28 protein-coding genes, 1 tRNA gene and 1 pseudogene are annotated in these 23,497 nt (G+C 60.7%); 14 read left to right on the top strand and 16 right to left on the bottom strand.

Going from position 1 to position 23,497, the window contains the following annotated elements:
- Positions 1-18 precede the first annotated feature (18 nt).
- The 10 genes from BDD18_RS10375 to BDD18_RS10330 all read left to right on the top strand — a co-directional run bounded on the left by BDD18_RS10375 (position 19) and on the right by BDD18_RS10330 (position 11,203).
- Positions 19-1,191, top strand: coding sequence for an iron-containing alcohol dehydrogenase (locus BDD18_RS10375; protein ID WP_170207394.1), 1,173 nt, complete (start codon positions 19-21; stop codon positions 1,189-1,191).
- Between the two features lie 28 nt (positions 1,192-1,219).
- On the top strand, positions 1,220-2,695 hold the full coding sequence (locus BDD18_RS10370; protein WP_142083076.1) for an aldehyde dehydrogenase family protein: 1,476 nt from the start codon (positions 1,220-1,222) through the stop codon (positions 2,693-2,695).
- Between the two features lie 125 nt (positions 2,696-2,820).
- Positions 2,821-3,849 (top strand): TRAP transporter substrate-binding protein, encoded by a 1,029-nt coding sequence (locus BDD18_RS10365; RefSeq protein ID WP_170207393.1) that lies wholly within the window; start codon positions 2,821-2,823, stop codon positions 3,847-3,849.
- A gap of 106 nt (positions 3,850-3,955) precedes the next feature.
- Positions 3,956-4,522 carry a TRAP transporter small permease gene (locus tag BDD18_RS10360; RefSeq protein WP_142083073.1) on the top strand — a complete coding sequence of 189 codons (567 nt, stop codon included), beginning with the start codon at positions 3,956-3,958 and terminating at the stop codon, positions 4,520-4,522.
- Complete coding sequence (locus BDD18_RS10355; RefSeq protein WP_142083071.1) at positions 4,519-5,796, top strand: TRAP transporter large permease; 1,278 nt, start codon at positions 4,519-4,521, stop codon at positions 5,794-5,796. Before BDD18_RS10360 ends, BDD18_RS10355 begins: the two co-directional genes overlap by 4 nt.
- A gap of 170 nt (positions 5,797-5,966) precedes the next feature.
- The gene (locus BDD18_RS10350; RefSeq protein ID WP_211360739.1) at positions 5,967-7,220 is read left to right on the top strand and encodes an alpha-hydroxy acid oxidase; all 1,254 of its coding nucleotides are present in this window, start codon (positions 5,967-5,969) and stop codon (positions 7,218-7,220) included.
- Between the two features lie 51 nt (positions 7,221-7,271).
- Complete coding sequence (locus tag BDD18_RS10345; RefSeq protein WP_142083070.1) at positions 7,272-7,949, top strand: RraA family protein; 678 nt, start codon at positions 7,272-7,274, stop codon at positions 7,947-7,949.
- 5 nt (positions 7,950-7,954) lie between these two features.
- Positions 7,955-8,986 (top strand): hydroxyacid dehydrogenase, encoded by a 1,032-nt coding sequence (locus BDD18_RS10340; protein WP_142084037.1) that lies wholly within the window; start codon positions 7,955-7,957, stop codon positions 8,984-8,986.
- Positions 8,987-9,022: 36 nt separating this feature from the next.
- The gene (locus BDD18_RS10335) at positions 9,023-10,009 is read left to right on the top strand and encodes a tripartite tricarboxylate transporter substrate binding protein (RefSeq protein WP_142083068.1); all 987 of its coding nucleotides are present in this window, start codon (positions 9,023-9,025) and stop codon (positions 10,007-10,009) included.
- A 6-nt stretch (positions 10,010-10,015) separates the two neighbouring features.
- Positions 10,016-11,203, top strand: a complete 1,188-nt coding sequence (locus BDD18_RS10330; RefSeq protein ID WP_142083067.1) for an alpha-hydroxy acid oxidase — start codon at positions 10,016-10,018, stop codon at positions 11,201-11,203.
- Here the strand turns inward: BDD18_RS10330 and BDD18_RS10325 are convergent.
- On the bottom strand, positions 11,200-11,601 hold the full coding sequence (locus tag BDD18_RS10325) for a LysR substrate-binding domain-containing protein (RefSeq protein ID WP_170207392.1): 402 nt from the start codon (positions 11,599-11,601) through the stop codon (positions 11,200-11,202). The two genes, BDD18_RS10330 and BDD18_RS10325, sit on opposite strands and share 4 nt — an antisense overlap.
- Positions 11,602-11,616: 15 nt before the next feature.
- Between BDD18_RS10325 and BDD18_RS10320 the strand changes: the two genes are divergently transcribed.
- From BDD18_RS10320 to BDD18_RS10305, 3 genes are all read left to right on the top strand, one after another.
- On the top strand, positions 11,617-12,564 hold the full coding sequence (locus BDD18_RS10320) for an IS5-like element ISAte1 family transposase (protein ID WP_142083065.1): 948 nt from the start codon (positions 11,617-11,619) through the stop codon (positions 12,562-12,564).
- Between the two features lie 39 nt (positions 12,565-12,603).
- Positions 12,604-12,909, top strand: a complete 306-nt coding sequence (locus BDD18_RS10315) for a LysR substrate-binding domain-containing protein (protein ID WP_276490593.1) — start codon at positions 12,604-12,606, stop codon at positions 12,907-12,909.
- A 470-nt stretch (positions 12,910-13,379) separates the two neighbouring features.
- Positions 13,380-13,643, top strand: a complete 264-nt coding sequence (locus BDD18_RS10305) for a hypothetical protein (protein ID WP_244939055.1) — start codon at positions 13,380-13,382, stop codon at positions 13,641-13,643.
- A gap of 459 nt (positions 13,644-14,102) precedes the next feature.
- Here the strand turns inward: BDD18_RS10305 and BDD18_RS10300 are convergent.
- Positions 14,103-14,815 (bottom strand): annotated as a pseudogene (locus BDD18_RS10300) (IS5 family transposase).
- A 130-nt stretch (positions 14,816-14,945) separates the two neighbouring features.
- Here BDD18_RS10300 and BDD18_RS10295 point away from each other — a divergent pair.
- A complete protein-coding gene (locus BDD18_RS10295; RefSeq protein ID WP_338071807.1) occupies positions 14,946-16,025 on the top strand; it encodes a Y-family DNA polymerase in 1,080 nt (359 codons plus the stop codon).
- Between the two features lie 148 nt (positions 16,026-16,173).
- Here BDD18_RS10295 and BDD18_RS10290 read toward each other — a convergent pair.
- The 14 genes from BDD18_RS10290 to rpsH all read right to left on the bottom strand — a co-directional run bounded on the left by BDD18_RS10290 (position 16,174) and on the right by rpsH (position 23,486).
- Positions 16,174-16,250 (bottom strand) — tRNA-Met (locus BDD18_RS10290).
- Positions 16,251-16,271: 21 nt separating this feature from the next.
- Positions 16,272-16,664 carry a 50S ribosomal protein L17 gene (gene rplQ / locus BDD18_RS10285; protein ID WP_066698045.1) on the bottom strand — a complete coding sequence of 131 codons (393 nt, stop codon included), beginning with the start codon at positions 16,662-16,664 and terminating at the stop codon, positions 16,272-16,274.
- A gap of 90 nt (positions 16,665-16,754) precedes the next feature.
- A complete protein-coding gene (locus BDD18_RS10280) occupies positions 16,755-17,747 on the bottom strand; it encodes a DNA-directed RNA polymerase subunit alpha (protein WP_066698030.1) in 993 nt (330 codons plus the stop codon).
- 112 nt (positions 17,748-17,859) lie between these two features.
- Complete coding sequence (rpsD, locus tag BDD18_RS10275) at positions 17,860-18,483, bottom strand: 30S ribosomal protein S4 (protein ID WP_044399288.1); 624 nt, start codon at positions 18,481-18,483, stop codon at positions 17,860-17,862.
- A gap of 91 nt (positions 18,484-18,574) precedes the next feature.
- Complete coding sequence (rpsK, locus tag BDD18_RS10270) at positions 18,575-18,979, bottom strand: 30S ribosomal protein S11 (protein ID WP_005793662.1); 405 nt, start codon at positions 18,977-18,979, stop codon at positions 18,575-18,577.
- A gap of 18 nt (positions 18,980-18,997) precedes the next feature.
- A complete protein-coding gene (gene rpsM, locus BDD18_RS10265) occupies positions 18,998-19,363 on the bottom strand; it encodes a 30S ribosomal protein S13 (protein ID WP_066698027.1) in 366 nt (121 codons plus the stop codon).
- A 23-nt stretch (positions 19,364-19,386) separates the two neighbouring features.
- Complete coding sequence (gene rpmJ, locus BDD18_RS10260; protein ID WP_005793651.1) at positions 19,387-19,500, bottom strand: 50S ribosomal protein L36; 114 nt, start codon at positions 19,498-19,500, stop codon at positions 19,387-19,389.
- Positions 19,501-19,637: 137 nt separating this feature from the next.
- Positions 19,638-20,957, bottom strand: a complete 1,320-nt coding sequence (gene secY / locus BDD18_RS10255) for a preprotein translocase subunit SecY (protein WP_066698024.1) — start codon at positions 20,955-20,957, stop codon at positions 19,638-19,640.
- A gap of 24 nt (positions 20,958-20,981) precedes the next feature.
- Entirely contained in the window at positions 20,982-21,413 is a 432-nt protein-coding gene (gene rplO, locus BDD18_RS10250; protein ID WP_066784382.1) for a 50S ribosomal protein L15, read from the bottom strand.
- A 10-nt stretch (positions 21,414-21,423) separates the two neighbouring features.
- Positions 21,424-21,606, bottom strand: coding sequence for a 50S ribosomal protein L30 (rpmD, locus tag BDD18_RS10245; RefSeq protein ID WP_063462383.1), 183 nt, complete (start codon positions 21,604-21,606; stop codon positions 21,424-21,426).
- Positions 21,607-21,619: 13 nt separating this feature from the next.
- On the bottom strand, positions 21,620-22,138 hold the full coding sequence (gene rpsE, locus BDD18_RS10240; protein ID WP_015016014.1) for a 30S ribosomal protein S5: 519 nt from the start codon (positions 22,136-22,138) through the stop codon (positions 21,620-21,622).
- A gap of 17 nt (positions 22,139-22,155) precedes the next feature.
- Positions 22,156-22,521, bottom strand: a complete 366-nt coding sequence (rplR, locus tag BDD18_RS10235; protein ID WP_044399274.1) for a 50S ribosomal protein L18 — start codon at positions 22,519-22,521, stop codon at positions 22,156-22,158.
- 11 nt (positions 22,522-22,532) lie between these two features.
- The gene (gene rplF / locus BDD18_RS10230; RefSeq protein ID WP_066784384.1) at positions 22,533-23,066 is read right to left on the bottom strand and encodes a 50S ribosomal protein L6; all 534 of its coding nucleotides are present in this window, start codon (positions 23,064-23,066) and stop codon (positions 22,533-22,535) included.
- A gap of 24 nt (positions 23,067-23,090) precedes the next feature.
- Positions 23,091-23,486 carry a 30S ribosomal protein S8 gene (gene rpsH, locus BDD18_RS10225; protein ID WP_044399270.1) on the bottom strand — a complete coding sequence of 132 codons (396 nt, stop codon included), beginning with the start codon at positions 23,484-23,486 and terminating at the stop codon, positions 23,091-23,093.
- Positions 23,487-23,497: the final 11 nt, after the last annotated feature.

The following is a 23,497-nucleotide window of genomic DNA, read 5'->3' as shown; positions in this document are numbered from 1 at the left end:
AAGGCAACCGAGACAAGCATGACCTCCTCCATCACCTCCTCCATCACCTCCTTCAGCTACCACAACCCCACGGCGATCGAATTCGGCTGGGGTGCGCTGGCGCGCCTGCCCGAGCTCGTGAAGAGCGTCGGCGGCCGGCGGGTCCTGGTGGTCGGCGATCCCGGCGTCGCCAAGGCCGGCCTGGTCGAACGGGTGGTCTCCGCGCTCGGTAGCGCGTTCCCCGTCACCATCTTCACCGACGTCGAGAGCGACCCGGACGCCCGCTCCGTGGATGCCGGCGTGCAGCTCGCCCGGTCGAAGGAGTGCGACGTCATCGTCGGCATCGGCGGCGGCAGCGCGATGGACGTGGCGAAGGTGATCGGCGTGATGCTGACCAACCCCGGCAACATCCGCGACTACAACGGCATGGGCAAGATCGGTCAGCCCGGCGCCCCCGTGATCGCCATCCCCACGACCTCCGGCACCGGCAGCGAGCTGACGATCTGGTCCGTGCTGTCGGACAAGGAGAAGAAGACCAAGTTCGGCGTCGGCAGCGTCCTGAACTGCGCCCGCATCGCCCTGCTCGATCCCGAGCTGACCATGTCCCTGCCGCCGGCCATCACGGCCGCCACCGGCATCGACGCGCTGACGCACGCGCTGGAGTCGTACGTGAACACGGCCACCCAGCCGATCTCCGAGGCGATGTCCGAGCAGTCCATGGCCCTGATCGCGCGCAGCCTGCGCCTGGCGGTCGCCCAGCCGGGCAACAAGGAAGCCCGCGCCGACATGCTGCTGGCCAGCACCATCGCGGCGATGGCGTTCAACAGCACCCGCCTGGGCCTGGCGCACGCCTTTGCCATGCCGCTCGGCTCGCGCTTCCACATCCCGCACGGCCTGGCGAACGCGATCATGCTGCCGGCGGTGATGCGCTTCAACCTCCCGGGCAACCTGGCGAAGTTCGCACGCATCGCGCAGATCTTCGGCGAGCGCACCGACGGCCTCAGCCTGCGCGAGGCGGCGGAGCGTTCGGTGATCGCGATCGAGCAGCTGCAGGCCGACATCGGCATCACCGCGAAGCTGGGCGACTTCCACATGACGGAGGCCGACCTGCACGACGTGGCCGCCGAAGCCATGCTGTCCGGCAACGTCGCGGTGAATCCGCGCAAGCCGACGCTCGAAGACATGAAGGCGCTGCTGCGCGCCAAGCTGTAAACACGACACCACCAAGAGAGACAGACCCATGGACATGCAGACCTGGCTCGGCCAGAACATCGGCGGCCGCTACGGCAACTACATCGACGGGGAGTGGGAGCAGGCCGGCCCCGACGCCGTGGCCATCACGAACCCCGCGCGGCGCGACCAGGTCCTCGGCCACTTCGCCGAAGGCACCGCGGAAGACGCGGATCGCGCCGTCAGCTCCTCGCATCGCGCCTGGAAGGCGTGGCGCGAGGTGCCCGGCCCGGAGCGCGGCGCCATCCTATTCCGCGCGGCCGAACTGATCGAAAAGCGGGCCGAGGAATTCGCCTTCCTAGTTTCGGCCGAACAAGGCAAGATCCTGGCCGAATCGCGCGGCGAGGTCGGCCGGGCGGTGAAGGAACTGCGCTTTGCCGCCGGCGAGGCCAGCCGCATGGAAGGCTGGACGCTGCCCAGCGAGAAGCGCAACGGCCTGGCGATGACCTTCCGCGAGCCGGTCGGCGTGATCGCCTCGATCGCGCCGTGGAACTTCCCGGTCCTGACGCCGGTGCGCAAGATCGGTCCGGCGCTGGCCTACGGCTGCACCACGGTGCTGAAGCCCTCCAATTTCACGCCCTGGTGCTCCGTCAGGCTGGTGGAGCTGTTCAAGGAAGCCGGCGTGCCCAAGGGCGTGATCAACCTGGTGCTCGGCTCCGGCCGCACCGTGGGCGAGGCGCTGGTCAAGCACCCGCTGGTGCGCGGCATCAGCTTCACGGGCTCGACCAGGACCGGCGGGGACATCAACGCGCAGGCGGGCCGTCGCATGGTGCGCACCCAGCTGGAAATGGGCGGCAAGAACCCCGCCGTCGTTCTGAGCTACGCCGACGCCGCCAACATCGCCAAGCAGATCGCGCAGGCCGCGTTCACCACCACCGGCCAGCGCTGCACCGCGGTCAGTCGCGTGATCGTCCTGCAAAGCCTGGCGGCCGAACTGGGCGAAGCGCTGGTCGCGGAACTGGCCGCCATCAAGGTGGGGCCCGCCTGGGATCCGGCCAGCAGGATGGGCCCGCTGGTCACCGACCAGCACCGCGCCTCGGTGCTGCGCAACATGGCCAGCGGCCTGGACCAGGGGGCCCGCATCCGCTTCGGCGGGCGCGTGCTGGAAGACGGTGAGCTCGGGCGCGGCAACTTCCTGGAGCCGGCGCTGATCGAGAACGTGTCGCCCGAGAACCTGCTGGCGAAGCAGGAGGTGTTCGGCCCGGTGCTGTCCCTGATCTCGGTGCGCGACGCGAACCAGGCCATCGAGGTGGCGAACTCGGTCGAATACGGCCTCGCCGCCTCCGTCTTCACCCGCGACGTCGACGAGGCGCTGCGCTTCGTGCGCGAGAGCGAGAGCGGCATGGTGCACGTGAACCACGGCACCAACAGCGAGGCGCACATGCCCTTCGGCGGCGTCAAGGACTCCGGCCTGGGCGCCTACTCGATCGGCCACAGCAACCTGGAGTTCTTCACCAACGTGAAGGCGGCCTACTTCCAGGGCTGACCGGGCACACGGCCAGGGCAGTGGCCGGGGCACGCCGGTGGAGGCCGGCGCGCCCGCAACCCGTAAGGGCCTGCCAGCGCATTTCTTCCCGTGAGACCAATTACTACTCGATGGAGACAACACAGATGAAGAAGGCAGATTCCCAGCTGCGCCCGAACCGGCGCCAGGTGCTCGCCACGATGGGCGCGGTGGGCGCCGTCGGCCTCGGCGGCGCGATGATCTCGCGGCCGGCGCTCGCCGCGCCGATCACCATCCGCTTCAACCACACCGACGGCATCGGCGGCGAGGCGTACCACTTCTCCGAGAAGCTCAAGTCCCTGCTGGCCGAACGTACCAGCGGCCGCATGGTCGTGCAGAACTTCCACTCCGGCCAGCTGGGCGCGGAGAAAGACATGTATGACTCGATGCAGATCGGTTCGATCGAGATGGGTCGCAGCGGCTCGCTGATCATCAGCGTCGCCGCGCCGCAGTACGGGGCGCTGGAGCTGCCCTACGTGTTCCGCAGCCAACAGCATCTGCGCAACGTGCTGGCCGGCCCGATCGGCCAGGCGATGCACCAGGACTTCCTGGCCAAGAAGGGCGTGCGCGTGCTGGGCATCGTGAACCGCGGCGCCCGCCAGCTCACCACCAAGAACCGCGCGGTGCGCACGCCCGCCGACCTCGCCGGCCTCAAGCTGCGCGTGCCGGAGATCCCCGTGTACGTGGCCGCGTGGCGGGCGCTCGGCGCCAGCCCGACCCCGATGGCATTCCCGGAGGTGTTCACCGCGCTGCAACAGGGCACCATCGATGGCCAGGAGAACCCGCTGGGCACCATCAACGGGAACAGCTTCCAAGACGTGCAGAAATACCTGGTGATGACCTCGCACGTGCGCGGCAACGGCTGGATGGTCGCCAGCGAGCGCTTCTGGCAATCCCTTGCCGAAGCGGACCGCAAGTTGTTGCAGCAGGCCGTGAACGACTCGGTGGAGTACGCCGACGAGCAGATCGCCAAGCAGGAAGGCGAACTGCGCAAGACGCTGCATGACAAGGGAATGACGGTGATCGAGCCGGACCTCAAGGCGTTCGCGAACGTGGTGCTGAAGGAAGTGCCGCCCAAGTTCGCCGACAAGTGGAAACCGGGCCTGCTGGACGAGATCCTGAAGACTGCCGGCTGATCCCTACCCGCATCCGTTGACGGCGAGGCCGGCGGTGCACTTCCGCCCTCGGCCGCCCGTCAGCGTGCTCGCACGGTCAACTCAATCTCGTCACGAGGTCCAAATCATGCATGTCGAGGCATCTTCCAAGCCGCCGTTGGGTGGCAAGGCCGCAACCGGCGGCCCTCCTTTGAAAGCGGTGCGCCTTCTCTGGCGCTGGGGCGCTGAGACGGCGGTCGCCCTCCTGATGGCCGTGATGGTGGCCACCATCGTCCTGCAGGTGTTCTGCCGTTTCGTGCTGGGCAACCCGCTCTCCTGGAGCGAGGAGCTGGCCCGCTACGCCTTCGTCTGGATCACCTTCCTCGGCGCCGCCGTGGCCTACCGCCATGGCGGGCACATCGTCGTGGAGACGGTGGTCGTGCTGCTCCCGCGCAGGCTGCAGGCGATCCTCGCCTGGCTCGTGGACGCGCTGATGGTCCTCGCCCTGGTGGTGCTGCTCGTGCAGGGCCTGAACATCGTCGAAGTGAACTCCAACGTCGAGGCGACCATGCTGGAGATCCCGATGTCGTGGGTGTACGCCTCGGTCCCGGTGAGCGCGGCGATCATGCTGGCCTACCAGGTCGAACGCACGCTGCTGCGCGCGCAAGGCAGGCTGGCGCTGGCCCGCAAGCCCGGCGAAGGGAGCGTGGCATGACCTACCTGCTGCTCGGGAGCACCCTGCTCCTGTTCGCCATCGGCATGCCGGTCGCGTTCGCGATGGTGGTGAGCGCCGGGGCCGCCTTGCTGTCGCTGGGCAACGTGCCGCTGATGGTGCTGCCGCAGCGCATCGTGACGGGCGCCGACAGCTTCCCGCTGATGGCGATCCCGCTGTTCCTGCTGGCCGGCAACCTGATGATCGGCGGCGGCCTCACCGACAAGCTGAGCCGGTTCGCCACCGCCATGGTGGGCCACTTCCGCGGCGGCCTGGCGCAAGTGAACATCGTCAACAGCATGGTGATGGGGGGCATGACCGGCTCCGCCATCGCCGACGCGGTGTCCGACTGCAAGATCCTGGTGCCGGTGATGGTGAAGTCCGGCTACAGCGCCCGCTTCGCCGCGGCACTGAGCGGGGCCACGGCGGTGATCGCCCCGATCATCCCGCCCAGCATCCCCTTCATCATCTACGGCTCCATCGCGGGCGTCTCGATCGGGCAGCTGTTCCTGGGCGGTGCGATCCCCGGCATCCTGATGGGCGTCTACCTGATGGTGGCGGTCAACGTGATCGCGCGGCGGCGCAACTTCCCCCGCGGCGAGCGCCCCACCCTGCGCGGCATCGTCCACGCGCTGCGCGTCTCCGGCCCGCCGCTGATGCTGCCGGTGATCATCCTCGGCGGCATCCTGGCCGGCGTGTTCACGCCCACCGAGGCCGGCGCCGTGGCGGTGGTCTACGCGCTGGTGCTGACGATGGTGTTCTACCGCTCGCTGGGCGCCGCGGACATCCCGAAGATCCTGCTGGAGACCGGCGTGCAGGCGGGCGTGATCATGCTCGTGATCGCTGCCGCCTCCCCGTTCAGCTGGCTGCTGGCCCGCGAACAGGTGGGCCAGGCGGTGGTGCAGCTGCTCGCCCACATCGGCGACAACAAGATCCTGTTCCTGCTGGTGCTGAACGTGGTGCTGATCGTGCTCGGCATGTTCCTGGACGCCACCGCGATCCTGATCATCGTGGTGCCGGTGCTGGTGCCGGTGTTCGCCGCGCTCGGCCTCGACCCCGTCCACATGGGGGTGATGGTGGTCATGAACCTGATGATCGGAATGGTGACCCCACCGTTCGGACTGGTCATGTACGTGGTGTGCGACATCCTGAAGGTGACGATCACCGACTTCACCCGCGAGCTGTGGCCGTTCCTGCTGGCGCTGGTGGCGATCCTGCTGACCATCACCTACGTGCCGGAACTGGTGCTGTTCCTGCCGAAGCTGGCAATGCGCTGACGCCGGCATCGGCCGGCCGCTGCCGGCCCGTGCCCCTCACGCCCACGATACCGCAGCGGCATCGAACGGGCCCGCATTATGTATTGGACGAGTGGCCGGGCCGCCGCGACACTGCGAAGGCCCGGTCAAGGGGGCGCCGCGCCCGGCTCCCCAGACGAACACGAACGAAAATGCAGATCGATCCCTTATCCGACGGTGCCGCGACCGCGCAGCCAAGACCGATGTCCGACGAGCGTCCTTCCCCGCAGGCCGGCGAGTTGCCGGCGCGGCTGGGGCACATCCTGTGTCTCGACGACTTCGAACGGGCGGCCAGCCGCCACCTGCCGAAGCCGGTGTTCGCCTACATCTCGGGCGCGGTGGAGCGCAACTACAGCCTGCGCGCCAACGCGGCGGCCTTCGACCGCTACGAATTCGTGCCGCGCATGCTGGTGGGCACCTCCGCGCGCAGCACGGCGACCACGCTGTTCGGCAAGCGCTGGTCGGCGCCCTTCGGGATGGCCCCCATGGGCATCTGCGCCCTGTCGGCCTACCGCGGCGACCTGGTGCTGACACAGGCGGCGGCGCGCGAGAACATTCCGATGATCATGAGCGGCTCCTCGCTGATCCGGCTGGAGGAGGTCGTGCAGGCCAACCCGGACGCCTGGTTCCAGGCCTACCTGCCCGGCGACGAGCCGAGCATGATCGCGCTGGTGGAGCGCGTGAAGGCTGCGGGCTACCGCACGCTGGTGGTGACGGTGGATGCCAACATCGCCTCCAACCGCGAGAACAACATCCGCGCCGGCTTCTCCACGCCGCTGCGCCCCAGCCTCTCGCTGGCCTGGGAAGGCATCACCCACCCGCGCTGGCTGTTCGGCACCTTCCTGAAGACGATCGCCCGGCACGGCCTGCCGCACTTCGAGAACAACTACGCGCGGCGTGGCGCCCCCATCCTGTCGCAGAACGTGCTGCGTGATTTCTCCGACCGCGGCCACATGAACTGGAACCACTTCCGGATGATCCGACGCCTGTGGCCCGGCCACCTGGTGATCAAGGGCATCCTGGACGTACGCGATGCCCGCCTCGCGGTGGACAGCGGCGCCGACGGCATCATCGTGTCGAACCACGGCGGCCGGCAGCTCGATGGCACGGTGCCGCCGCTGCGCGTGCTGCCCGGCATCGTGCAGGCCTGCCCCGAGGTGCCGGTCATGATCGACAGCGGCTTCCGCCGCGGCACCGACGTGCTCAAGGCAGTGGCGCTCGGCGCGAAGTTCGTGTTCGTCGGCCGCCCGTTCAACTACGCGGCGAGCGTGGCCGGCGAGGACGGCGTGCGCAAGGCGATCGGCCTGCTGCGCGAGGAGGTCTCGCGCAACATGGCGATGCTGGGCGTGAACGGCCTGTCCGAACTGGACGCGAGCTACCTGCTGCCAGCGCACCCCGTCTCCTGAACCCGTCCCCCGGGACAGTACATTCCCTCCAGAACCAAAGGAACCCACGACATGGTCGGACTCCAGATCCTCCAGCGCCGCCGCAAGGTCGCCGAGCGCTACGTCCAGGCCTTCGCCGACATCCCGGTGGCGAACGTCAGCGACTGCATGACCCGCATGACCGCGGGCGGGCCCCGCCTGCGCCCCATGCACAAGGGCGGCCGCCTCGGCGGCCCGGCCCTCACCGTGAAGTGCCGGCCCGGCGACAACCTGATGATCCACAAGGCGCTGGACATGGCGGAGCCGGGCGACATCATCGTGGTGGATGCCGGCGGCGACCTCACCAACTCGCTGTTCGGCGAACTGATGATGTCGTACGCGATGCAGCGCAAGCTCGGTGGCGTGGTCCTGAACGGCGCGGTGCGCGACGCCGACATCATCGCCGCGGGCAGCTTCCCGATCTACGCGGCGGGCGTCACGCACCGCGGCCCGTACAAGGACGGCCCGGGCGAGATCAACGTGCCGATCGCGCTCGACGGCATGGTGATCCAGCCCGGTGACCTCGTCATCGGCGACGCCGACGGCCTGCTGTGCGTGCCGCACGACGACGTCGAACAGGTGCTGGCCGCCTGCCGCGAGAAGGTCGCGCTGGAGCAGAAGACCATTACCAACATCCGCGCCGGCAAGCACGACACCTCCTGGGTCGACGCCCGCCTGAAGGCGATCGGCTGCGACCCGACACCGCGTTGATGCCGATGACCCAAGCGAAACGCGTGGTCCGTTCGGACCTCTGGCTCAACCCGGTGTTCGATGCGCGGCTGGCGCAGGAACAGGACATCTCGCTCGGCGTGTTCCCGGTGCGCGGCAACCCCGCGGCCGCGTGGGACATGCTCGCCGGCGCGCACGTGTACCACGTGTCGGCGGCGAAGGACGAACTGCCGCAGGAATGGTTCGCCACCGGCGAGCTGATCGCGCGCTGCCCGCGCCTGTTCTGCGTGTCCTCCAGCGGCGCCGGGTACGACACGGTGGACGTGCCAGCCTGCACCGCCGCCGGCATCGCGGTGGTGAACCAAGCTGGTGGTAATGCCGTGTCGGTGGCTGAACATACCTTGGCCATGATGCTGGGCGTATCCCGTCGCATGGTCGAGGGTGACCGCCGAATTCGGCGTGAGATTGGCTACGCCCGCGAAGACGTGATGGGCCACGAGATCAGTGGTCGCACGATCGGCCTGGTGGGTATTGGTCATATTGGCACACGAGTGGCCGCATTGGCCCGTGCTTTTGGTATGCAGGTGGTGGCCTTCGACCCTCACTTGACCCCTGAGGAAATCGAGCGCCGTGGCGCTCAGCCTGTGTCTTTTGAGGCCTTGCTTGCCCAGTCCGACTTCGTTTCCTTGCATTGCCCGCGCGATGCCTCCACATTGAAGATGATGAATGCCGACACCTTCGCGCGCATGAAGCGGGGGGCGATTTTCATCACCACTGCGCGTGGTGGCATCCATGATGAGGCCGCGTTGGTGCAGGCTTTGCGATCAGGCCACTTGGCGGGTGCCGGCGTGGATGTGTGGGATCAGGAGCCGCCCCCGCTGGATCATCCGCTCTTGTCTATGGATAACGTTTACGCCACCTTTCATGTGGCCGGCGTGACTCATGAAGCGCGCCGAAATATGGGCGCTATCTCTGCGCAACAGATCGTGGATGTTCTTGCCGGGGAGCGCCCCCCACGCTTGATCAACCCAGAAGTCTGGCCGGCATTCGAGAAGCGCCGTGCCCGCATCTTAAGCTGAGCCCCTACTTTTTATACCCAAAAGGAGACATTGCCCATGAACCGTATTCCAACAATGCTTCGCCGATCGCTGGCGGCCATGACCCTCTGCGCCACCGCCATCGTTCCTGGTCTGGCGCATGCCGCTTATCCCGAACAACCTATCAAGATGGTGGTCGCTTATGCCACTGGCGGCGGCACGGACATCATTGCCCGCTTGATGGCCCAGTACATGCAAAAACACATGGGCAACAACGCTTCCATTGTGGTGATGAACCGTCCTGGAGCAGGTGGCGCCATCGGCTTCACGGAAGTCGTCAATGCAAAGCCCGACGGATACACCATTGGGTTTATCAACACGCCCAATGTGTTGACCATCCCGATTGAACGCAAGGTGAGCTTCCACTGGAGCAATTACGACTTGCTGGGCAACGTCGTGGACGATCCAGGTAACTTCTCGGTGCACGCTGACACGCCCATCAAGAGTCTTGGCGAACTGGCGGCTTACGCCAAAGCCAACCCCGGCGCAGTGACGTATGGCACCACCGGCATTGGTTCGGATGACCACCTGGCTGCCTTGATGTTCGAACGCGCTGCAGGTGTGAAGCTGACCCATGTGCCTTTCAAAGGTGGCGCAGAGGTCCACAACGCCATTGCTTCCAAACAGATTTTCATGGCTGCCATGAACATTGGTGAGGCGTTGCAATATCAAAACGGCGGAACGCCCCTGAGACATCTTGGTCAGATGAGTGACAAGCGCTCTAATTTGGCAGCCAATGTGCCGACCTTCAAGGAGCAGGGCTTCAAGGTGATCATGGCCTCGCTGCGTGGCATTGCCGCGCCTAAGGGCCTGCCACCGGCAGTTCGTGAACAACTGGTCAATGCGGTGCAAAAAGCCGTGTCTGATCCGGAATTCCAGGCCAAGGCCAGCAATTACTTCGCACCCTTGCGTTACCTCGCACCAGCCGCTTATGCAGCGGAATTGAAAGAAGATGAGGCTGAATTCCAGCAACTGTGGCAGGTCATGCCCTGGACAGACAAGTAATCTGAAATGTGTGACGACAAACTGAACTTGCCCGCCCGTCTGGGCCACATCTTGTGCCTGGACGATTTCGAGGCAGCGGCGCGTCGGCACTTGCCAGCGCCGGTTTTCGCCTATGTCTCAGGAGGGGTGGAGCGCAATCAGACGCTTTCGGCCAATGCATCGGCGTTTGACCGTTACGAGTTCGTGACACGCGTGCTGGTGGATACCTCTAAAAGGTCCACCACTACCGAATTGTTCGGCCAGTCCTGGTCAGCGCCCTTTGGCATTGCCCCCATGGGAATTTGCGCGCTCTCGGCTTACCGGGGTGACATGGTTTTGGCGCAAGCGGCTGTACGCGAAAAAGTGCCAATGATCATGAGTGGCTCTTCTCTCATTCGCATGGAGGATGTGGTGCAGGCCAACCCGGGAGCCTGGTTTCAGGCCTACTTGCCCGGGGCGCGGACTGAGATCGTGGCTTTGATCGAACGCGTGAAATCTGCGGGCTACCAGACCTTGGTGGTGACACTGGATGCATCCATTGCCTCTAACCGTGAAAACAACATCCGTGCTGGCTTCTCCACGTCGTTGAGGCCCAGTGTGAGCCTAGCTTGGCAAGGTATCACACATCCTCGTTGGTTGTTGGGTACATTTGTTCGTACACTTGTGCGTCACGGCATGCCCCATTTTGAAAACAACTTTGCCAAACGTGGTGCGCCGATTCTTTCGGCCAATGTCTTGCGTGATTTCTCTGACCGTGGACACCTTGGGTGGGAAGAAATTCGCATGATCCGGCGCATGTGGCCGGGTCGTTTGGTGCTCAAAGGTATCCTGGATGTGCGCGATGCACGGCAAGCTGTGGATTGCGGGGCCGATGGCCTGATTGTGTCAAACCATGGCGGGCGTCAGCTCGATGGAACGGTGTCCCCGCTTCGGGTGCTGCCCGAGATTGTGCAAGCCTGCCCGCAAGTGCCCGTGATGGTGGACAGCGGCTTTCGCCGAGGTACAGATGTAATCAAAGCGCTAGCCTTGGGGGCCAAATTTGTTTTTGTTGGGCGCCCTTTTAACTATGCTGCATCAGTAGGTGGTGAGGGTGGTGTACGAAAAGGAATCAGACTATTGCGCGAAGAAGTGTCACGAAATTTGGCCATGTTAGGAGTCACATCTGTTGCTGAAATCAGTGATGAAGTTCTTGTGAACTCCAACGGCAAATCTTAAAGCATCAATAGCGGCGTGTCATAGTCAACCATCTCCAAGGCAACCTCTCTTAGTCCTGCAAGTAGAGGGCGAGTGTCGTCAGAGCGCCAATAGAACTTGTACTGCAATTTTGTCAGCGGTGTGTTGCTATGAAGGATTTTTAATGTGCCGTTACGTAAAAGTGGTTGAAGCCAGCCGTGTGGCAGGTAACCTATTGCAACCCCAGCTGATATCAAACCAGCCATCGTAACCATACTATTTGATTCAATTATGTCGGGGATGATTACCTGTGATGTGTGACGCCATGAATCCAGGATGCGTGTTGAACCAGCTTGACGCGACATAGTAACGACGGGTAAATGTTTTACCAAGTCTTCCACCTTACAGGGGCTTTGTTGCACAAACCAGCCCCATTGCACTGGTAACCTCGGCGCATGAATGAACCCCAAGGGCCTAAGACCCGCTACAAGACCACCAACTGGGCTGCGTACAACGCCGCACTCAAGGTCAGAGGGGCGCTGACGATCTGGCTGGACAAAGACATGCAGTGGTACGCACCTGCCAGTGGCAAACGGGGTCGCCAGCAGACGTTCACGGATGCGGCCATCCAGTTTTGCCTGAGCATCAAGTGCCTGTTTGGCTTGGCACTGCGCCAGAGCCTGGGACTGATTCAGAGCCTGCTGCGTCTGGCGGGGCTGAATTGGCGGGTTCCCGATTTCAGCACCATCAGTCGCCGTCAGAGGACGCTGCAGGTGCTGCTTCCTTACCAGCGCAGCGCCACAGCGCTGGATTTGCTGGTGGACAGTACGGGCATCAAGTTCCTGGGTGAAGGGGAATGGAAACGCAAGAAGCACGGAGCCGAATATCGGCGGCAATGGCGCAAGGTGCACCTGGGCATTGATGCCCACACGCTGGAGATTCGGGCCATTGAAGTCACAGACAACAGCGTGGGCGATGCTCCCATGCTGCCCGAACTGTTGGCCCAGATACCGCTCGATGAGCGGGTGGCAAGTGTCGGTGGGGATGGAGCCTACGACACAAAGGGGTGCCACGCGGCGATAGCGCAAAGAGGTGCGCAGGCGGTGATTCCCCCGCGCAAGAATGCAAGGCCTTGGAGACAAACGCTGGAGGGAGCGGGCGGGCGCAACGAAGCCCTGCGAGCTTGCCAAAGGCTGGGGCGCCGTATCTGGAAGAAGTGGAGCGGTTATCACCGAAGAAGCCTGGTGGAAACCAAGATGCATTGCTTCAAGCGCTTGGGCGAGCGGGTGATGGCGCGAACGTTTGAGCGCCAGGTCACAGAACTGCATGTGCGGGTGGCTTTGCTCAACCGCTTCACACAACTTGGGCGCCCGGCAACGGTGCCTGTGCCTGCTGTGGCGTAGCTGCGTCTGGGGCTGGGGTTATCTCGGCTCGCTTCTGGTTTGTGCAACAAAGCCACCCAGATCCATACGGTGGCCGGGCTGGTCGGGGCCGGCATCGGGCTGGCGATCATCCCCGGGACGGCGCGCAACCTGCAGCCGCGGGGCGTTCACCTCCTCGAGATCGTCGACGCGCCCGAGCCGGTGCACGTGGCGCTGGGATGGCTGCGGTCCAAGGAAGACATGCCGGCGGTCCGCTCGTTCCGGCAGGTCACCTTGCTGGTCGCGCAGCAGCTCGGTGCGGGCCGGCGCGTGACGCGGGCGCCGCGCGAGGACTGCGGGTCAGTTGCGCGGGAAGCCGGCCGTTGAGGTTCGTGTAGGCGTTCGGGCAGGTGTCGACGGTGATCGAGCCGCCAGCGCTTGTCAGGGTCGTGAAGCGGGCCGGGTTGGGAGATGCCATCAGCGCCCACACGTCGACAACATCTCCAGCGTCAGACGTCGCTGGTTGCGCTGGCGGCGCAGGAAGGCGGGAATCAAAGTGTCCATGGGCGAAGCGTAGCGCAGCCATGGGACAATCGCTCATACGATCGTGTGAATTCGTGTTGGGGTGGGAGGTTTTTGGGCATGCGGTCAGTCCTGCGGGGTGGAGTGACACATTCACGCGCTGTTCGGGGAAGAAGCCAAGTCCGCGTGCGCGGGGCTATGGAAAAGTGGACAATCACCCGAAACGGTACTCACTGGCCCTCAGCAGTACCCAGGTGTTGAGAGAATTGGTTCGAAACCAGTCGCCTCTGCACCAGGAGAAGCTGATCAAGTTCGCGACGCGAATACCGGCCTTCATGTACCTGACCGACTTTCGCGAGAACACCCTGAAGGACGTCATTACCAAGTTGGAGCCAGGTCTCTTTTTGACGGTGACCGGGCTGACCGTGAAGGACTTTCACCTGCTGGTGAGCCTGAAAGTTTTCAACACTGAACAGATGAACCAAGCGGTGTTCGCATTCCGCAGGTACGAAGACGCGTCACTTCACTACACAGGTATCGAAAGCCATATTGGCCTCAGGAGCTACGGCCTTTACGACACAGTCGTTGCGAAGGAGTAGGACCGGCCTTGCCCTTCCAATCGCCCCCGGGAATCTGTTGCAACAATCTCAATCATCAAAGAGCTCAGCATGAAAGACGGAAAAATCATCGCAATGAACCCTCGCCGCGGGATGTTCATTGTTGCGATTGACGGCGGCGATTACGCTCAAGATCCTATGCGAGCAGCTTGCAATCGGATTTGGGGGAGAGGCTCCGACGTTGACCGAGTTGCCTGATCGTCTGACAACTATTCTTGGCGTGCAGGCGTTTGATTGACTGGCTTGTCCGCGACTCAGGCGTGTCGGACAAATCACGTGTCGACTTTTAAGTCTGATCACGTTATTGCTGCCAATGATCAACCCATGTTGGCAACAGTCCGCGTCGACTGTTGGGCTGGCAACCGGATCGAACAATTGTTATGAAAAAACATTACACATAACAATCTTTTGATGGAGATTCACTCTAGGACGTGTTGAGAATCAGCGGGAGTTGATAACCCCAGCTGCGAGATGGATCATCGCTGCGAAGCTGCTATCCGTCTTGTCGCTGCGCATTGCGATACGTTTGAACTCCTTGAGCTTGCAAAAGAAGTTCTCGATCAAGTGGCGCCATTTGTAGACCTCCAGGTCAATCTCCAGTGGCGCTCTCCTGCGGGGCATCTGTGAGATCACCACCTGCGCCCCGCGCTTACCCAACTCCTGGATCAGCCAATTCACATCGAAGGCCTTGTCGGCAAGCAAGGCATCAAAGCGCACATCGGCAATCAGCTCTCTGACCCCTTTGGTGTCGTGGCGCTGCCCTGGCATCAAGACGAACTTCACCAGATTGCCCAATGCATCTGTCAGCGCCAGTATCTTCGTGGTCATGCCGCCCCTCGAGTGGCCTATGGCCTGGCCCGAAGTCCCCCTTTTGCCCCCTGGCCGTGCCGATGCACTTTCACAATCGTGGCATCCACCATCGCATATTCCATGTCCGGCTGCTCGCTCACTGCATCGAACAGACGTTGGAACACATCGGCCTTAACCCAGTCTCTAAAGCGTTTGAACACCGTGTTCCACTTGCCGAACTCTGGCGGCAGGTCTCGCCAGGGGCTGCCTGTGCGGGCAATCCACAGCACTGCCTCAAAGAAGCGGCGGTTGTCTGTGCCGCTGCGTCCAGGATCACTTGGCTTGCCAAGGCAGTGCGGCTCCATCTTGGCCCATTGTGCGTCTGTCAGTACCCATCGAATGCTCATGCGCCTATTGCAACACATCCATTCACACATCTCAGAATGATTCTCAACAGACCCTAGCCTGGTTGCTGCGCTGGGCCATCGGCATGAGGTGTATTCGATTGATGAGAGCTTCGTGGACCTCAGTGGCATCCGGGGCGACATGACCGAACGAGCCCATGCCATCCGTGCGCGTGTGCTGCAGTGGGTGGGCATACCCTGCGGGATAGGTATTGCGCCGACCAAGACCCTCGCCAAGCTGGCCAACTATGTGGCCAAGACGGCTGAACGCAAACCTGGTTTCTACCCCTCGAAGCTTGCCCAGGTATGCAACCTTGTGCAGTTGCCCAGTGAAGAATTGGATGCGGTGCTGGAAGCGACCGAAGTGGGTGAAGTTTGGGGCGTGGGGCGCAAGATCGCAGCCCAGCTCAAGGAAGCGGGCATAGAGACCGCGCTGGACCTGGCTCGGCTCGATCCAGCCACGGTGCGCAGGCGCTGGTCGGTGGTGCTGGAGCGCACGGTGCGCGAATTGCAAGGCATGCCCTGCATCGGACTGGACGACCAACCACCACCCAAGAAGGAGATCGCCTGTACCCGCTCGTTTGGGCAACCCGTGAGTGAGCTCCCCGCCCTGGAGCAGGCCATCAGCACGTTTGCCAGCATGGCCGCGCAGAAGCTGCGCAGGCAGGCCAGCCACACGGCCCATGTGCTGGTGTTCATTCACACCAGCCCTTACCGCAAAGGTCCGCAGTACGCGCGGTCCATCACCGTGCCGCTGCGAAGCGCCACCAGCGACACCGTCTCCATCGTTCATGCTGCATTGACCGGCCTGCGCCGGATCTACCGGCCGGGCTACCTGTTCATCAAGGCGGGCGTGATGCTGCTGGACTTGCACAGCGCAAAGCTGCGACAGCGGGAACTCGACCTGGAACCACAGGAGACAGAGGACAGCACCCGGGAGCGGCTGATGGGGGTGCTCGATGAACTCAACCAACGCTATGGGCGCGGCACGGTGAACCTGGCGAGCGCCGGAGTGCAGGCAAAGGGAGAGCGTGCCAGTTGGGCCATGCGGCAGGAGCGCAGGTCACCGGCTTACACGACGTGCTGGGAGGACATGCCGGTGGTGGGGGAAGTCGCCGTCCCTGCAGCTCCAGGGACGTCTGCTGCAAACCGGGAGCAGGTGACTATGTGAAATCCATGCTGGCCAATACCCAATGGTCAGAAACGAAGATCAGCAAATTTCTTGGGCCAAGGGTGGGCCAGGAATGGGCCAAATTTGGGCCAAAACAAAAAGGCCCACCGAAGTGAGCCTTGAAGACAAGCTAAGTGCTTGATTTTATTGGTTGCGCGAGAAGGATTTGAACCTCCGACCTTTGGGTTATGAGCCCAACGAGCTACCAGACTGCTCCATCGCGCGGTAGATTTAAATTATACCCTATTATTCAGCAGCTGCCGAAGAATTTTCAGTTTCCGCAGCACGATCAACCAGTTCGACGTAAGCCATAGGAGCATTGTCGCCCACACGGAAACCCATCTTCAAGATGCGTGTGTAGCCACCGGGACGGGCTTTGAAGCGTGGGCCCAGTTCGTTGAAGAGCTTGGTAACGCTGTCACGGTCACGCAGACGGTTGAATGCGAGGCGACGGTTGGCGACGGAGTCTTCTTTAGCCAAAGTGATCATGGGCTCGATCACGCGGCGAAGTTCTTTAGCCTTGGGGACCGTTGTTTTGATGGCCTCATGCTCGATGAGCGAGTTCATCATGTTTTGCAGCATCGCAAGGCGGTGCGAGCTGGTGCGATTGAGTTTACGGAGGCCGTGTCCGTGGCGCATGGTGCTTTCCTTTTACTTTAATTAAATTGAGCAGCCGTATCAGGTACTGCCCAACGCACTGTTCCCATTCAGAGAACCGAAAATTATAACTTAACGCTTGTCGAGACCGGCTGGTGGCCAGTTCTCAAGCTTCATACCCAAGGTGAGACCGCGGGAAGCCAGGACTTCCTTGATTTCGTTGAGCGACTTACGACCAAGATTAGGCGTCTTGAGCAACTCGTTTTCGGTGCGCTGAATCAGATCACCGATGTAGTAGATGTTCTCTGCCTTGAGGCAGTTGGCAGAACGCACTGTCAGTTCCAATTCATCCACTGGGCGGAGCAAAATCGGATCGAACGTAGCACCGCCACGTGGGCCCGAAGGTGTCTCAAAAGCTGTCAGTTCGCCGCCTTCCAGCTGGGCAAACACAGCCAACTGCTCCACCAAAATCTTGGCAGACGCACGCACCGCATCTTCCGCAGTGATCGCGCCATTGGTTTCAATCTCTACAACCAGCTTGTCCAGATCGGTACGCTGCTCCACGCGGGCACTTTCGACTGTGTAGCTAACGCGCTTGACTGGAGAGAAAGAGGCGTCGAGAACAATACGGCCAATAGATTTAGTAGCCTCGTCGGCGTAACGACGCATGCTGCCAGGCACATAACCACGGCCCTTTTCCACCTTGATCTGCATGTCCAGCTTGCCGCCCTGCGACAAGTGTGCAATCACGTGATCGGGGTTGACGATCTCTACGTCGTGGGGTGTCTGAATATCACGTGCGGTCACGACGCCTTCGCCGTCCTTGCGCAGGCTCAGGGTCACTTCATCACGGTTGTGGAGCTTGAACACCACACCCTTCAGGTTCAAGAGAATGTTCACCACATCTTCTTGAACTCCATCAATAGAGGAGTACTCGTGAAGCACACCGGCAATGGTGACTTCAGTCGCTGCGTAACCCACCATAGACGAAAGCAGAACGCGTCTGATAGCGTTGCCCAGTGTATGGCCATAGCCCCGCTCAAACGGCTCCAGAGCCACTTTGGCGCGGTTGTGGCCCAGCTGCTCGACATTGATCGTCTTGGGTTTCAGCAAATTGGTTTGCATTCAAACTTCCTCTCAATACCCCCAGCTCGTTACACCGGTAAGGCTGGTGAAGCGCCTAAACCGCGATGCCTCGCGGTTTAGGAACGGTTTACTCGAAAACTAGATCGAGTGATTAGCGCGAATACAACTCAACGATCAGGGATTCGTTGATATCCGCACCGAATTCATCACGATCAGGCACCTTCTTGAAGACACCTTCTGCCTTGTCGGCATTCACATCAACCCAAGCGGGCATGCCCACTTGAGCGGCCAGTTGCAGTGCTTCAGTGATACGGGCCTGCTTTTTGGACTTCTCACGTACAGCGACCACATCACCGACCTTCACAAGGTACGAAGGGATGTTGACCGACTGGCCGTTCACAGTGATCGCCTTGTGCGAAACCAACTGACGGGCTTCTGCACGTGTCGAGCCAAAGCCCATGCGATACACGACGTTGTCCAGGCGTGACTCCAACAGGAACAGCAGATTCGCACCAGTGTTACCCTTCTTGCCATCAGCGGCTTCGAAGTAACGGCGGAATTGCTTTTCCAAAATGCCGTACATGCGCTTGACTTTTTGCTTTTCGCGCAGCTGCAGTCCGTAGTCAGAGGTACGGGCGCCGGAGGTGCGACCATGCTGACCAGGCTTGGAATCGAACTTGGACTTGTCAGCGATGGAGCGACGAGCACTCTTCAGGAACAGGTCCGTGCCTTCACGGCGGGAAAGTTTGGCCTTGGGGCCGAGGTAACGTGCCACTTGAGCTTCCTTTTATGTCATCTACCGCAAACCATTGCGGGAGCCGCCTGGAGCGCTTACGCGTCTACAGGCGGCGGTGGGCTTGAAAAAATTAGATACGGCGACGCTTTTGAGGGCGGCAGCCATTGTGCGGCACAGGCGTCACATCGGAAATCGATGTGATGCGAATGCCCAAGGCGCCCAGTGCGCGCACAGACGATTCACGACCTGGACCAGGACCCTTGATCTCGACATCCAGGTTCTTGATGCCTTGGTCAATGGCAGCGCGGCCAGCCACTTCGGATGCCACCTGAGCTGCGAAGGGTGTGGACTTGCGCGAGCCCTTGAAACCTTGACCACCAGACGATGCCCAAGACAAAGCATTGCCTTGGCGATCAGTGATGGTGATGATCGTGTTGTTGAAGGAGGCATGCACGTGTGCAATACCGTCCGAAACGTTCTTGCGAACCTTTTTGCGAACGCGCTGAGCTGCGTTATTGGCAGGAGACTTAGCCATAATGATCTTTCAATCTCTTTATTTCTTCAGTGCAGCTGCACCCTTGCGCGGACCCTTGCGAGTACGGGCGTTGGTACGCGTACGCTGACCACGCATCGGCAGACCACGACGATGGCGGAAACCACGGTAGCAGCCAATGTCCATCAAACGCTTGATGTTCATGGTGGTTTCGCGACGCAGGTCACCTTCAATGGTGAACTGTTCGATTTGCTCGCGAATTTTTTCCAGATCGCTATCCGTCAGATCCTTGATCTTCTTGGTGTAAGCGATGCCAGTTGCTTCGCAAATCTTGCGAGCGCGGGTGCGACCAATGCCAAAAATGGAGGTCAGACCGATTTCCGCATGCTTGTGAGGCGGAATGTTGATGCCAGCGATACGTGCCATATGCGTCCTCTAATACTTTCCAATCAACCTTGGCGCTGCTTATGACGCAGATCCGTGCAGATCACGCGCACCACACCCTTGCGGCGGATGATCTTGCAGTTGCGGCAGATTTTTTTGACCGAAGCCGAAACTCTCATTGCATTCTCCTAAAACTTTTCCATCCGTCCCGGCTGCTTTGCACGGAACACAATGCGTGCCCGCGAAAACTCGTGGGGCGCTCACTTAACTTAATTTCATAACTTCTGAGCAGCACTGGCTACTCAGAAATCATGCTTCAACCAGCACTGCCACCCTTGAAATTAGCTTTCTTGAGCAGAGACTCGTATTGCTGCGACATCATGTAGTTCTGAACCTGGGCCATGAAGTCCATGGTCACCACCACAATGATCAACAACGATGTACCACCAAAGTAGAACGGCACGTTGTACTTGAGAATCAAGAACTCGGGCAGCAAGCACACAAAGGTGATGTACACAGCACCGGCAAGAGTCAAGCGAACCAGAATCTTGTCAATGTAGCGGGCAGTTTGCTCGCCTGGGCGAATTCCAGGGATGAAGGCACCGCTCTTCTTCAGGTTATCTGCCGTCTCGCGGCTGTTGAAAACCAACGCCGTATAGAAGAAACAGAAGAAGATGATGGCGGCCGCATAGAACATCACATAGATGGGCTGACCAGGGGTCAGTGCACCAGAGATATCCTTCAGCCAACGCATCGAATCGCCTGCACTGAACCAATTCACTACTGTTGCCGGCAACAGAATGATCGACGATGCAAAGATCGGTGGAATCACGCCGGCCATGTTCAACTTCAGGGGCAGATGAGACGCCTGACCGCCGTAAACCTTGTTCCCCACCTGACGACGGGCATAGTTCACGAGAATCTTGCGCTGGCCTCGCTCCACGAACACAACGAAGTATGTTACCAGACCCACCACCAGTACGATGAAGATCGCAGCAGGTGCTGACATCGCGCCAGTACTGACCAATTCCAGCAAACCACCAATAGAGCTTGGGAGCCCTGCGGCAATACCTGCAAAGATCAGGATGGAAATGCCGTTGCCTAAACCACGCTCAGTGATTTGCTCACCCAACCACATCAGGAACATTGTTCCAGCAGTCAGACTCACCACCGCCGTAAGACGGAAACCAAAACCAGGACTCAGCACCAGACCTGCAGAGCTTTCCAGCGCAACAGCAATGCCGAACGACTGGAAAAGCGCCAGACCCAAAGTACCAGCACGTGTGTACTGGGTAATCTTTCTGCGGCCGGCCTCGCCTTCCTTCTTCAATTGCTCAAAGGTAGGAATGACGTAAGTCATCAACTGCAAAATGATCGATGCCGAGATGTACGGCATGATCCCCAGTGCAAAAACCGTGAAGCGAGACAAAGCGCCACCCGAGAACATGTTGAACAAGTTCAGGATGCCGCCCTGTTGTCCACTGAACAACTGCTGAAGTTGGGCTGGATCGATGCCTGGCACAGGGATATGAGCCCCGATGCGATACACGACCAGCGCAAGCAACAGAAAAACCAGCCGACGACGCAAGTCGCCGAACTTACCGGTCTTTGCAATTTGAGCTGCGCTAGTTGCCACAGATGCCTTCCTTGGGGAGTGCTATCAGGCGAGGGAGCCGCCAGCAGCTTCGATAGCTGCCTTGGCACCTGCCGTTGCACCGATGCCAGTCAGCTTGACGGCCTTGGTCAGAGAGCCGGTCTTGATGACCTTGACCACCTTGGCCAGCTCACCAATCAAACCTGCTTGCTTCAGAGCCAACACGTCGACTTCAGGCAGGCCAAGTTGTTCCAGAGCAGACAAAGTGACTTCTGCGTTGAACTTCAGAGACTGCGACTTGAAACCGCGCTTTGGCAGGCGCCGCTGCAAAGGCATTTGACCGCCTTCGAAGCCCACCTTGTGATAGCCGCCGGAACGCGACTTTTGACCCTTGTGACCACGGCCAGCGGTCTTACCCAGACCGGAGCCAATGCCACGGCCTACGCGGCGCTTGGCATGCTTGGCGCCGTCTGCGGGCTTGATGCTATTGAGTTCCATGATCGATCTCTCAGACGATTTTGACCAGATAGCTGATCTTGTTAATCATGCCGCGCACTTCGGGCGTGTCTTGCAGTTCGCTGACACTGTTCAGCTTGCGCAGACCCAGACCACGGACGGTGGCGCGGTGCGACTCTTTGGTGCCAATCGGGCTGCGCACCAGTTGAATCTTGACGGTTTGTTGCGTTGTCATTTCAGACTCCGGTTCAGGCGAAGATGTCTTCGACTGTCTTGCCACGCTTGGCTGCCACGTTCGACGGAGTCGTCGAATTGACAAGGGCGTCAAACGTTGCGCGAACCATGTTGTAAGGATTGGAGGAACCATGGCTCTTGGCCACGATATCCGTCACGCCCAACACTTCAAAGACTGCGCGCATAGGACCACCAGCAATGATGCCGGTACCCTTTGGAGCGGGCGCCATCATCACGACAGCGGCGCCATGGTGGCCCGTGACGTTGTGATAGATGGTGCCGTTCTTCAGCGAAACCTTGACCATGTTGCGGCGAGCTTCTTCCATCGCCTTCTGCACGGCAGCAGGCACTTCCTTGGATTTGCCCTTGCCCATGCCGACGCGGCCATCACCGTCGCCAACCACAGTCAGTGCAGCAAAACCGAGAATACGGCCGCCCTTCACGACTTTGGTCACGCGGTTGACCGCGATCATTTTTTCGCGCAGACCGTCGTCACGACCTTCGTCTTGCACTTTGGGTTGAAATTTAGCCATTTTTTATTCCGCTCCGCTTAGAACTGCAGACCAGCTTCGCGGGCTGCATCGGCCAAAGCCTTGACGCGACCGTGGTAAGCGAAACCTGCGCGATCAAATGCAACCTTCTCGACGCCTGCTGCCTTCGCCTTTTCAGCGATACGCTTGCCGATCAGCTGGGCTGCGGCGGCATTGCCACCCTTGCCCGAGCCGCCGAGCGACTGGCGCACGTCGGCTTCTGCCGTGGAAGCACTTGCCAGCACCTTGCTGCCGTCGCCAGAGATCACGCTGGCGTAGATATGGAGGTTCGTACGATTCACAGTCAAACGGGCCACGCCTTGCTGGGCAATGCGAATGCGGGTTTGACGGGCACGACGAAGACGCTGCTCTTTCTTTGTCAACATGTTGCAGCTCCTTATTTCTTCTTGGTCTCTTTGATCGTGATCTTTTCGTCCGCATAGCGGATACCCTTACCCTTGTAGGGCTCGGGAGGACGAACGGCACGGATCTCAGCAGCAATTTGACCTACGCGCTGACGGTCAGCACCCTTCACAACCACTTCAGTGGGCGTTGGGGTGGCAACGGTGATGCCAGCAGGCATTTCAAAGTTGACGGGATGCGAATAACCAACAGCCAGGTTCAGCTTGGAACCTGATGCTGCAGCCTTGTAACCCACACCAACCAAGCTCAGCTTTTTCTCAAAGCCTTTGCTCACGCCAACAACCATGTTGTTGACCAGTTGACGCAGGGTTCCGCTCATGGCGTTGGCTTCACGCGAGTCATTCACGGGCTCGAAGCTCAGCTTGCCATCATTGCTAGACACCTTGACCAGCACGTTTTGCGCCAGAGACAAGGTACCACCAGAACCCTTCACAGAGATCTGGTCGTCTTTGATCAACACATCCACGCCAGCGGGGATGGTCACGGGCATTTTTCCTACTCGGGACATTTCAGTTACTCCTCAATGCCGCGGTTAGGCCACGTAGCACAGCACTTCGCCACCGACACCGGTAGCACGCGCTTTGCGATCAGTCATCACGCCCTTGGGAGTCGTGACAATTGCCACACCCAGACCGTTCATGACTTGTGGAATGGAATCACGGCCTTTGTAGACACGCAGACCAGGGCGGCTGACGCGCTCGATGCGCTCAATCACTGGACGGCCTGCGTAGTACTTCAGGGCGATTTCAAGTTCGGACTTGCCAGCTTCAGTTTTCACCTGGAAGCCGTCGATATAACCCTCGTCCTTCAGCACTTGGGCGATGGCAACCTTCACTTTGGAGGAAGGTACCTGAACCGTTGCTTTGGACACCATCTGTGCGTTACGGATGCGGGTCAGCAAGTCAGCGATGGGATCACTCATGCTCATGTTTAATCTCT

Origin of the sequence: Acidovorax temperans (genome assembly GCF_006716905.1) — a bacterium.
GTDB lineage: Bacteria > Pseudomonadota > Gammaproteobacteria > Burkholderiales > Burkholderiaceae_C > Acidovorax > Acidovorax temperans.
This window is presented reverse-complemented; position numbering and strand designations above follow the sequence as displayed.

Excerpts from the sequence above, each read along its gene's own strand:
- BDD18_RS10375 (WP_170207394.1), top strand. The coding sequence starts at position 19 with ATGACCTCCTCCATCACCTCCTCCATCACCTCCTTCAGCTACCACAAC.
- BDD18_RS10370 (WP_142083076.1), top strand. The coding sequence starts at position 1,220 with ATGGACATGCAGACCTGGCTCGGCCAGAACATCGGCGGCCGCTACGGC.
- BDD18_RS10365 (WP_170207393.1), top strand. The coding sequence starts at position 2,821 with ATGAAGAAGGCAGATTCCCAGCTGCGCCCGAACCGGCGCCAGGTGCTC.
- BDD18_RS10360 (WP_142083073.1), top strand. The coding sequence starts at position 3,956 with ATGCATGTCGAGGCATCTTCCAAGCCGCCGTTGGGTGGCAAGGCCGCA.
- BDD18_RS10355 (WP_142083071.1), top strand. The coding sequence starts at position 4,519 with ATGACCTACCTGCTGCTCGGGAGCACCCTGCTCCTGTTCGCCATCGGC.
- BDD18_RS10350 (WP_211360739.1), top strand. The coding sequence starts at position 5,967 with ATGCAGATCGATCCCTTATCCGACGGTGCCGCGACCGCGCAGCCAAGA.
- BDD18_RS10345 (WP_142083070.1), top strand. The coding sequence starts at position 7,272 with ATGGTCGGACTCCAGATCCTCCAGCGCCGCCGCAAGGTCGCCGAGCGC.
- BDD18_RS10340 (WP_142084037.1), top strand. The coding sequence starts at position 7,955 with ATGACCCAAGCGAAACGCGTGGTCCGTTCGGACCTCTGGCTCAACCCG.
- BDD18_RS10335 (WP_142083068.1), top strand. The coding sequence starts at position 9,023 with ATGAACCGTATTCCAACAATGCTTCGCCGATCGCTGGCGGCCATGACC.
- BDD18_RS10330 (WP_142083067.1), top strand. The coding sequence starts at position 10,016 with ATGTGTGACGACAAACTGAACTTGCCCGCCCGTCTGGGCCACATCTTG.
- BDD18_RS10320 (WP_142083065.1), top strand. The coding sequence starts at position 11,617 with ATGAATGAACCCCAAGGGCCTAAGACCCGCTACAAGACCACCAACTGG.
- BDD18_RS10305 (WP_244939055.1), top strand. The coding sequence starts at position 13,380 with ATGTACCTGACCGACTTTCGCGAGAACACCCTGAAGGACGTCATTACC.
- rplQ (WP_066698045.1), bottom strand. The coding sequence starts at position 16,664 with ATGCGCCACGGACACGGCCTCCGTAAACTCAATCGCACCAGCTCGCAC.
- BDD18_RS10280 (WP_066698030.1), bottom strand. The coding sequence starts at position 17,747 with ATGCAAACCAATTTGCTGAAACCCAAGACGATCAATGTCGAGCAGCTG.
- rpsK (WP_005793662.1), bottom strand. The coding sequence starts at position 18,979 with ATGGCTAAGTCTCCTGCCAATAACGCAGCTCAGCGCGTTCGCAAAAAG.
- rpsM (WP_066698027.1), bottom strand. The coding sequence starts at position 19,363 with ATGGCACGTATCGCTGGCATCAACATTCCGCCTCACAAGCATGCGGAA.
- rpmJ (WP_005793651.1), bottom strand. The coding sequence starts at position 19,500 with ATGAGAGTTTCGGCTTCGGTCAAAAAAATCTGCCGCAACTGCAAGATC.
- rplO (WP_066784382.1), bottom strand. The coding sequence starts at position 21,413 with ATGGAACTCAATAGCATCAAGCCCGCAGACGGCGCCAAGCATGCCAAG.
- rpmD (WP_063462383.1), bottom strand. The coding sequence starts at position 21,606 with ATGACAACGCAACAAACCGTCAAGATTCAACTGGTGCGCAGCCCGATT.
- rpsE (WP_015016014.1), bottom strand. The coding sequence starts at position 22,138 with ATGGCTAAATTTCAACCCAAAGTGCAAGACGAAGGTCGTGACGACGGT.
- rplR (WP_044399274.1), bottom strand. The coding sequence starts at position 22,521 with ATGTTGACAAAGAAAGAGCAGCGTCTTCGTCGTGCCCGTCAAACCCGC.
- rplF (WP_066784384.1), bottom strand. The coding sequence starts at position 23,066 with ATGTCCCGAGTAGGAAAAATGCCCGTGACCATCCCCGCTGGCGTGGAT.
- rpsH (WP_044399270.1), bottom strand. The coding sequence starts at position 23,486 with ATGAGCATGAGTGATCCCATCGCTGACTTGCTGACCCGCATCCGTAAC.